Source organism: Alteromonas nitratireducens (genome assembly GCF_040812025.1).
Classification (GTDB): Bacteria; Pseudomonadota; Gammaproteobacteria; order Enterobacterales; family Alteromonadaceae; genus Alteromonas; species Alteromonas nitratireducens.
Genome location: NZ_JBFNPK010000020.1, coordinates 37,742 through 47,005 on the forward strand (window position 1 = coordinate 37,742; position 9,264 = coordinate 47,005).

General features: G+C 53.3%; 7 protein-coding genes. 3 read left to right on the forward strand and 4 right to left on the reverse strand.

Annotated features, from left to right (window positions below):
- Position 1: 1 nt before the first annotated feature.
- From AB1N33_RS14680 to AB1N33_RS14695, 4 genes are all read right to left on the reverse strand, one after another.
- Positions 2-1,645 (reverse strand): amidohydrolase, encoded by a 1,644-nt coding sequence (locus tag AB1N33_RS14680; protein ID WP_411272319.1) that lies wholly within the window; start codon positions 1,643-1,645, stop codon positions 2-4.
- The gene (locus tag AB1N33_RS14685; protein WP_411272320.1) at positions 1,642-2,670 is read right to left on the reverse strand and encodes a serine/threonine dehydratase; all 1,029 of its coding nucleotides are present in this window, start codon (positions 2,668-2,670) and stop codon (positions 1,642-1,644) included. The genes AB1N33_RS14680 and AB1N33_RS14685 overlap by 4 nt, the downstream gene beginning before the upstream one ends.
- Positions 2,671-2,803: 133 nt before the next feature.
- Positions 2,804-4,645, reverse strand: a complete 1,842-nt coding sequence (locus AB1N33_RS14690) for a S8 family serine peptidase (protein ID WP_411272321.1) — start codon at positions 4,643-4,645, stop codon at positions 2,804-2,806.
- 228 nt (positions 4,646-4,873) lie between these two features.
- Complete coding sequence (locus tag AB1N33_RS14695) at positions 4,874-7,075, reverse strand: S9 family peptidase (RefSeq protein ID WP_411272322.1); 2,202 nt, start codon at positions 7,073-7,075, stop codon at positions 4,874-4,876.
- Positions 7,076-7,137: 62 nt separating this feature from the next.
- On the opposite strand from AB1N33_RS14695, the gene AB1N33_RS14700 reads away from it, so the two are divergent.
- From AB1N33_RS14700 to AB1N33_RS14710, 3 genes are all read left to right on the forward strand, one after another.
- Complete coding sequence (locus AB1N33_RS14700; protein ID WP_411272323.1) at positions 7,138-7,770, forward strand: NAD(P)H-binding protein; 633 nt, start codon at positions 7,138-7,140, stop codon at positions 7,768-7,770.
- Between the two features lie 51 nt (positions 7,771-7,821).
- A complete protein-coding gene (locus AB1N33_RS14705; protein WP_411272324.1) occupies positions 7,822-8,493 on the forward strand; it encodes a tRNA1(Val) (adenine(37)-N6)-methyltransferase in 672 nt (223 codons plus the stop codon).
- 124 nt (positions 8,494-8,617) lie between these two features.
- A complete protein-coding gene (locus tag AB1N33_RS14710) occupies positions 8,618-9,154 on the forward strand; it encodes a YgjV family protein (protein ID WP_411272325.1) in 537 nt (178 codons plus the stop codon).
- The last annotated feature ends 110 nt before the right edge of the window (positions 9,155-9,264 follow it).

Here is a 9,264-nt window from a genome sequence, read left to right on the forward strand (position 1 = left end):
GTTATCTGGCCTCAAAGACCTTGTTACCGGCAACGTACGTCGCCAGTACCCTGGTTTTCCAGAGGTCCTGAGCCGGGATGGTAAAGATGTCACGGTCAACCATAATAAAGTCTGCCCACTTGCCTGGTGTCAGGCCTCCCAGAGAGTCTTCCATGTGGGCCGCGTAAGCGGCATCAAGGGTAAACCCTTTAAACGCTTGTTCAATAGTCAGCGCCTCATGAGGATACCAGCCTTCAACCGGCTGATTATTTCTGTCCTGGCGGGTCACTGCAGCGTGCAAGCCATAGAAAGGATTGGCCAGCTCAACCGGGAAATCAGAGCCCAGCGGCAGGGGAATGCCTGACTCAAGCAGGGTTTTCCACGCATAGGCACCTTTGATACGGCGACTGCCCAAGCGATCTTCTGCCATGTTCATGTCGCTGGTGGCGTGGGTCGGCTGCATGGAAGGCAATACCTTCAGGGAGGAAAAACGCATCAGGTCGTCAGGCGCAATGACCTGCGCATGTTCAATACGATTACGAAGCGACTGACCGTCAGTGTGTTTAAATGCTCGTTCAAACGCATCCAGTGCCAGCCGGTTGGCTTTGTCGCCAATCGCATGGTAATTAAGCTGGAAGCCCTGACTGAGTACGTTGGTAAACAGCGCGTCCATGTCTTCTGGCTGGGTAAGCAGCAAACCGTGCTGTGAGGGAGCGTCAGAATAGGGCGCCAGCAGCGCCGCACCGCGGCTGCCGAGCGCACCGTCGCCATAGGCTTTCACCGAGCGAATATACAGAAAATCGTCATTACTGCGAATGATGCCGTTATCCAGCATGGCATCCAGCGTAGGATCTGTGGCGCTCAGCATGGCATATACCCTGATCGGCATGTCACCTGTCAGCGTCTGCGCCATATAAAAGTCGTAAACGGCATGGCTGATGCCGGCATCATGCATGGCGGTAATGCCATTCGCCAGCAGATGCTGACCGGCGGCATCCAGCCTTGCTTTTAACTGCGCGCTGGATTCCTGAGGAATATGGCGCTCAACCAGCGCCGTGGCATTGTCAATCAACACCCCGGTAGGGTTGCCATCGGCATCACGCAGGATCTGGCCACCAGTCGGATCGGGAGTATCCGCCGTGATTCCGGCAATTTCCAGTGCCTTGGTGTTCGCCCAGCCTGCATGGCCGTCTACCCGCGTCAGCCAGACCGGGCGATCAGACACCTTTTCATCCAGGGTGGCAGCGGTAGGGAAGGCGCGATCCGGCCACAGTTCCTGATTCCAGCCGCGGCCAATCACCCAGGGCTGATCACGATGGCCCAGCGCGTAGGCTGCGACCTCGTCTGCCGCCGCGCGCGCGCTTTGCGCCTCACGCAGATTCACTTCAAGCAGGTTAGCGCCAAGACCCAGTAAGTGGCCGTGCGCATCAATCAGGCCCGGCAGCATGATGCGGCCTTTTCCGTCTATGGTGGTCGTGGCCGTGGTATTCTTATCCGGGTTCAGCGCAATAACTCTGCCGTCGTCGATCAGTAGTGAAGAGAACGTAACGAGTTTTCCATCGTTATCCATGGTATAGCCGGTGACATTATGAACCAGCGTTTGTGCGAGCGTGCCTGCGCTGATAATACACAGTGCGGTCAGTGTCAGCCATTTTTTGATTGTCATTCCTGTATCCCCTGTTCTGCAATTATTGGAGGCTGCGACAGATAATCCTGTTCCCACAGCGCCTGCATACTGGCTGCACTGATATTACCGCCAGATAAAATCACCAGTGCCGTTTTGCCCGGGGGCGTGTTGACCGCCCAGGCCGCCACCGCAGCCATTGTCATCGCGCAGGTCGGCTCAATATGCAATTTTGTCAGATGATGAAGCCACTGCGTCCAGTAACAAATTTGCTGCTCATCAACCTCGTAGAAGTCATCAAGTTGTTGTAAAAACGGAAACGTAAACTCGCCTACGCTGGGTGTGGCAGCACCATCTGCCAGTGTTTTTGGTGGTGACGACAAACGCACAATTTCGCCACGCTGCAGAGATTGGGCTGCGTCATTTGCAGCGTGCGGTTCGGCGCCAATGACACTGGCATCAGGGCAAAGCTCACGGGTCGCCAGCAGGGTGCCACTCAGCAGCCCGCCACCGCCACACGGGGCGAACACAGCGTCTGCGCTGCCAAGCTCTTCGAGTGCTTCGAGTGCGGCCGTTCCCTGCCCGGCGATGATTGCCGGATGATTGTAGGGGGGGATCCATAATGTGCCTGGCTCCCGGGCCGCTTCCCGAACTGCGTCGTCGGCCTCATTACGGGTGGCGAACAATTTAAGTTCAGCACCATAGGCGCGCGTGGCGGCCGCTTTTATCGGCGAGATAGTATTGCCTGCGTAAATCGTCACCGGTAATGAGAACCGGCTGGCGGCGCAGGCCACGGCCTGCGCATGGTTGCCGGAACTGTTCGCCACGACACGGTCAGGCAGCATGTCCTGTTCATGTAGCTGAGCCAGAACATTGGTGGCGCCACGTAACTTGAATGCGCCGGTCGTCTGAAAACACTCTGCTTTAAACACGATACGGTGACCAAACCATTGGTTCAGGAGGGAAGACTCAATGAGTGGCGTCTTTTTAATCAACGGTGCAATACGTCTTGCTGCCTCTGCGACATCAGTAAATGTGGGCAGACTGGGCGTAGATTGGTTCGGCATGTAAAACACAGTTCCTGTTAGCGGACAAATTGGAATGCCTACCTTTACGATTTACGTAAAGCTTGTCAATTGGAACCGCGCATAAAAAAGCGCGGCAAGTGCCGCGCTTTAGCCTGTTAACAGCGTGAGGACGTTAGAACACGACCGTCACGGTTGCTGAACAGGTTGTGGTGCCGGCTTCACAGATCTGATAGTCGTACACACCGCCACCTTTTACATTCAGGTTATCGGTATAGGCGCCATCATTGGCCGTGGTAGTGATAACGCCGCCGTTGCGGTACACATCAACACTCGCACCGGTTGCGCCTGACCAGGTCAGGTCAACCACTTGTGTGCCTTTGTTTTTGTAACCAACGGCAGACAGTGACAGATCACCACCCGGGCCTGGATCGGTGCCGCCGCCACCGCCGTTGCCACCTTCACACCCGTTGGTGGTCAGGTAGGCGCTTGCGTCAGCTGCCTGCACAATACCGTAACCAAAGAAGTCGTCTTTTCCTGGTGCGCCGGCGTCACGTGCCGTCGCTTTCAGCGCTTCACGGATCTCACTGCCGGTACAGGTTGGATGATTAGACCAAACCAGTGCCGCAACACCTGCCACCGCCGGTGTTGCCATGGAAGTTCCGCTCATGTACCCATAGTCGCTGGCACCAATGCTGATGTCGATTGTTGCCGCGCTCAGCAGGGTGGCACGGTCTTCCAGTGCTGCGCCGACCGCAGGGATAGACGTGTCGTTGGTGGTGCCCAGCGTGCCATACAGCATGCCCGCTTCGTTATTGATAATAACCGCGCCAACACCGCCGGAGTTCTCACAGTTATTCACCTTGTCGTAAAACGAGACGCTGCCGCGGTCGATCACACAGATTTTACCAGCAGCGCCGGTGTCAACGGCATCACCCAGTCCCATGAAATAGGTAGCTGCTGAGGCACTGCCGGTATTTTCCATGGCAGAAGACGCCACACCCTGACCGTCAGCCGCCAGCGTTGCCAATGAGGCACCACCTGCCGGATAGGTTGACAGTGTATCGACGCCGCCCGCAGTCACTTCCACACAGATCGTTTCATCTGATGTCACGTTGCGGCCACGACCGCTGGTGCATGAAGGATACTGAGAGAAATCGGCAATGTTGTCGTCTGCGTCGTTTGCGCCAATCATCATGACTGACGAATAGCCGGCAGGGTAAGAGCGCACGCTGTTGCCATCGTTACCGGCTGCCGCTACGACAAAACCGCCGCTGGCGACAAACGCGTCAAACGCATTCTCTTCGGTGCTGTTTGCACCGCCGCCGCCAAGACTCATATTGATAATATTGGCGCCGGCCTGTGAACACAGCTGCGCAGCCTGGGCAAGATCTGACGAGTAGCCCCAGCCCGCGGCGTTAAATACCTTGATAATGTGCATATCGACACCCGGTGCCATGCCCACAACGCCATAACTGTTGTCAGCTGCGCCAATGGTACCTGCTACGTGCGTGCCGTGAGGGCCACCGTTATCAAACCAGTTACCGGTGCCCGGATCGTTATCCCCCGTGATCTTTGACCATTCAAAGTCAGGGTTAGTCGCATCCAGACCTGAATCGATAACACAGACTTTCATGCCTGCATTGGGGTCGAACGTGACCTGATCTGCCTGTGCCTGGTATACCGCATACGGGGTGATCTGCATGGTTTCAGGGTTACCCGCGTCGTCGTTATACAGTGCCATCGGGTAACGTTTCTGATCCGCCTCGACCAGTTTTACATGGGGATTATTCAGCAGACCTTTCACCTGCTCCAGTGACTTACCGGCAAACGTTGCCGCAATAAAGCCGTCGGCATCAACGTGAATCTGTGCACCTGACTGTTTTGCCAGCGCTTTCACGATGCCTTTACCTGCGTTATCTACCTGAATGATGTATCGGGAATCTTCTGCCTGTGCGTTTCCTGCACCCATGGCCAGGGCGGCCGCGATTAGGGTGGGCGTGAATACTTTTTTCATACTACTTCTCTTCATTTGTACTTGTTGTAATACCACACTCCCTATGTGTTATTTTTCTTCCTTTTTTCTTCTTATTCATGAGCAATTTGTGCTCAGTACACATTAACCTAGCGCAGCTAATCGCAAGAAACAATCATTTCGTCGTCAAAAATATCATTTTTAATGATGGAAATAAAAAAGGGCATAACCTGTCGGTTATGCCCTTTGTGCTATGTAAACTTTTTTAAATCAAGGGTTTAGGTTCCTTTTAAAAAAGTTGGTGATAGTTTTATATAAGTGGATCCCGGTTTGTTTGCCGCGGATGCTGTGTTTTTTACCCGGGTAGTCCATGGTTTCAAAAGGAATCGCCAGATCCTGCAGGTGTTTGTACAGCATAGTGCTGTGAGTAAACAGCACGTTATCATCGGCCATGCCGTGGTAAATCAGCAACGACCCTTTCAGATCCTTCGCATACGGGAACACCGATGACGCAGTATAGGCGGCATCATCGGTGACCGGGTTACCCATGTAACGCTCGGTGTAATGGGTGTCATACAGACGCCAGTCAGTGACCGGCGCACCCGACACGCCCGCCTTGAAGTAATCCCCCGCTTTGAACATGGTCATCAGTGTCATGTAACCACCGTAGCTATGGCCGTGCACACCAATGCGCTCAGGGTCAACATAAGGCAGCGTACGCAGGAATTTAACGCCGGCAACCTGGTCATCCACCTCTATACTGCCCATCTGCTTGTAAATAGGATCTTCAAACGCCTTACCGCGGTAATTTGAACCACGGTTATCCAGCGAGAATACCACATAGCCCTGATCAACCCAGTGCTGCATCAGCAGGCCGCGGTTTCCACCCCAGCTGTTAGTGACAACCTGGGCGTGAGGGCCACCGTAAAGGTAAACGATAACCGGATGCTTTTTATTCAGATTCTGTGGTTTATAAAGCCGGTAAATCAGTGTGGCACCGTCAGCCGTTTCAATTTCGCCAAACTCTGGTTGTGTCCAGCTGTCCATATACGGGTAGAGTGGGTGTGTGGCGTCAACCTTGTTTTCTTCCAGCCAGGTCAGCTGCTCGCCTTTGGCATTATGCAGGCTAACCTGATAAGGCGTATTCACGGTTGAGAAGCGATCAATGTAAATGGAGGCGTCGTCACTGAACGCGATGTCATGGAAACCATCACGCTGTGTAATGCGGGTGATTTCCCCGCCGGACAATGCGACGCGATAGAGATGACTTTCCAGTGCGGTGTCTTTTCGTCCGGAGAAATAAATGACGCCGGCATCTTCATCGACAGCTTCCAGATTATCAACCACCCATTTACCTTTGGTCAGTTGCTGCACCAGCGAACCGTCATTGTTAAACAAATAAAGGTGTTTAAAGCCATCACGTTCTGATGCCCAGATAAACTGTGATGCTTTATTCAGAAAGTGGAGGTCGTCATGCAGGTTGACCCAGGTCGGACTGACTTCTCTGAGCAACACGGTCTGTTGCTCTGTGGGAACGTGAAAGGCGCGCAATTCAAGGGTTTGTTGATTGCGTGTTTGCCACTGGTAGGTAAAAGTCTTGCTGTCTGGCATCCAGTTGCCACGGGCCAGATAAATGTCCTTGTCGTCACCGAGATCTACCCAGGTGCGCTCGTTTGTCAGCAGCGATTGTACCGCCAGGCTAACGGTGACATTAGGCGTGCCTGCCTTAGGATAGCGCTGGGTAATGGTTTTGATGTCATCAGCATAAATTTCACTGCGCGTGATCACCTCCACCGGTGCCTCATCCACACGGGTAAACGCAATGTGGGACTCGTCCGGTGACCACCAGTAACCGGTCATCCGCCCCATTTCTTCCTGGGCAACAAACTCCGCCATCCCGAATTTTATCGTGCCGCCACCTTCAGTAGTGACAGCCCGTTCTTCGCCAGACGCAATATGCTTGATAAACAGGTTCTGATCGCGAATGAAGGAAATGTAATTGCCCTTTGGTGACAGCTTAATATCTGTTTCGAAGGCATCCGTGTTGAGTAATTGCTGCGCGTTCTTGTCGCCTAAACGGTAGTAGAAGACGTCACCGCCAAGTGGGAACAGTAACGCTTTACCATCGTCAGACCATTGGTAGCTGACAATCCCGGTTCCCGACAGACGCATGCGTTCACGGCGGGCTTTCTCTTCGTCAGACAATTCCTCTTTGCCGTCGGTGAGCTTGGCAGAATCAAACAGCATACGGGTTTCGCCGCTACCGATGTGGTATTCCCACAGGTCGAGCTGTTCGTAATCGGTGTCTTTCCCCTTCAGAAAGGTCACACGTTCACCGTCAGGTGACACTGCAAGTGAGCGTGGCGCATTGCCATCTAATGACGGAGAAGCGAAAATACGTTCAATATTGAGCGATTCGGCCTGACTGGCTGTATTGAGCATAAGGGCTCCGAGTAGCAGGATTTTCTTCATTGATTTTTTCTTTGCGTTAATAACGTGGGTCTGATTGTAGAGATTACACAGGATGATACAAGTTGAGCAGTCTTAAATCAGCGCTGGTACTTGGCGCAACCGGTCTGGTCGGACGACGTCTGGTACAACAATTACTCAATGATCACCGTTACAGTAATGTCACGGTGCTGATACGCAAGCCCTTACCGGCCGGATTATTTCAGGATCCACATAATAAGCTGGCTCCGGTGGTCATAGACTTCGACGCGCTGCAGGACTATCAGGGTTACTTCAGTGTAAATCATGTGTATTGCTGTCTCGGCACCACCATGAAAAAAGCCGGGTCAAAGGCCGCATTTCGCCGGGTCGACTTTGAATACATTCACGTTGCCGCACAGCTCACCCGTGCCCAGCGTTGTGATAGCTTTGTCTGGATTTCTTCAGTGGGTGCCGATGCGAAAAGCAGTAACTATTACCTGCGCGTCAAAGGCGAGCTGGAAAATGCCATTATGCGTATGCCTCAGCTCGACTATGCCTCAGCAGTACGACCGTCGCTGTTGTTGGGTGAGCGCGACGAACGTCGTCCGCTTGAGCAATGGGGGCAGCGACTGGCGCCGTTGTTCAAGAGGCTGATGGTGGGAGCCCTGAGTAAATACCGGCCCGTCCGCGCTGAAGACGTGGCGGCAAAAATGATCTCGCTCCAGCGGTTTGTCTGACCTGGCATGTTTCGTTGTAAGCAATTTGTGGTGAATGATGACCGCTGTGCTATGAAAGTGGGCACGGACAGTCTGATCCTTGGCAGTTGGGTGCAGACCGATGGCCATCAGCGTATGCTGGATGTGGGAACCGGATGCGGCCTGCTCGCGTTGATGCTGGCGCAGCGAAGCGCTCTCACCGCACACATTGATGCGGTAGAAATTGACGTCGATGCGGCCAGGCAGGCTACCGAAAATGTCAGGCAGTCGCCGTGGCCGGAAAAGATAAGCATTATACCCGGCGCTGTTCAGGACTTTCAGTATACAAAGCCATATTCGCTGATTGTGTCCAATCCGCCGTATTTCACGCACAGTGCGAAAGCCACCCGGGCGTACGAGCAACAATCACCAGCGCGTCATACTGCACGCCAGCAAGCGGGGCTGTCACCCTCTGCGCTGTTTGCGTTTGCCCGTCAGGCGCTTACCCGTGACGGCGAACTGGTGTGCCTGTATCCGACTGATAGCCGGCAACATATCATTGAAGCGGCCGGTGCGAACGGGCTGGCATTGTCATCATCCCTGTCGGTGTCTCACCGTGCAGACTGCGTACCGTATGTAACGGTCTTCCATTTTTCTCATAACGCATCTGATGTAAGTGAGCATTCACTTTTTGTCCGCGATTTGGATGGCCAGTACAGTGCAGCGTTCAGGCAGCTTTGTCAGCCCTTTTACCTGAACTTTTAATCATGATTGTTACTGGCTAAACGTTGCTACTCGCAGTATGATCCGCAGCCCTCTGCTCACCCTGATTTGATGGCGGTAAAACAGAGGTTGGTATTTTACTCAGGCGGGAGAAGTAATCGCTACTATGGACATGCTGGCAGAAGCGTTTGGCGCACTTGCGGTCGTACTTAATTTCATCGGTTACCGGCAAAACCGTGTCGAGCGGTACCTGGTGGTCTCTGCATTTGCATTGTTAAGCGTCAGCATTCATTTCTTTATGCTGGGCGCGATGGCTGCAGGGATTGGCACAATCCTGGCCAGCATCCGCAATATCGTGGCGTTACGTTTCCGTGGCAAGCGCATTCTGGCGCTGTTTGTTGCCGCTAATATCGGCTTTTTCCTGTATGAATGGTTCGTACTTCAGCATGACGCCATGATTATTGTTGCCTACGCATCCTCACTGATTTTTACGGTCGGCTCTATTATGCTGCGTGACGCGATGAAGCTGCGTCAGTGGTTTTTGCTGGCGGAAGTACTTGGACTGATGTACGCGATTTCCGTTGGCAGTATTTTCGGCACCGTGTTCAATGTCAGTAACCTGTTCAGCATTATCACCAAGTTACTGACAGAGCGTCGCCGCTCTGCGCGGGAAGCCGCCCTGCAGGGTCAGTCTAAAGACTAATTGTCTGAAAACGTTAAAAGGTATAACGTTATATCTGTAGGTATAAAAGCCCTGACTTACAAGGAAGTGGCGGTTTTTTATACTCCTGAGTAGTTCGTATTTTGGGAGTC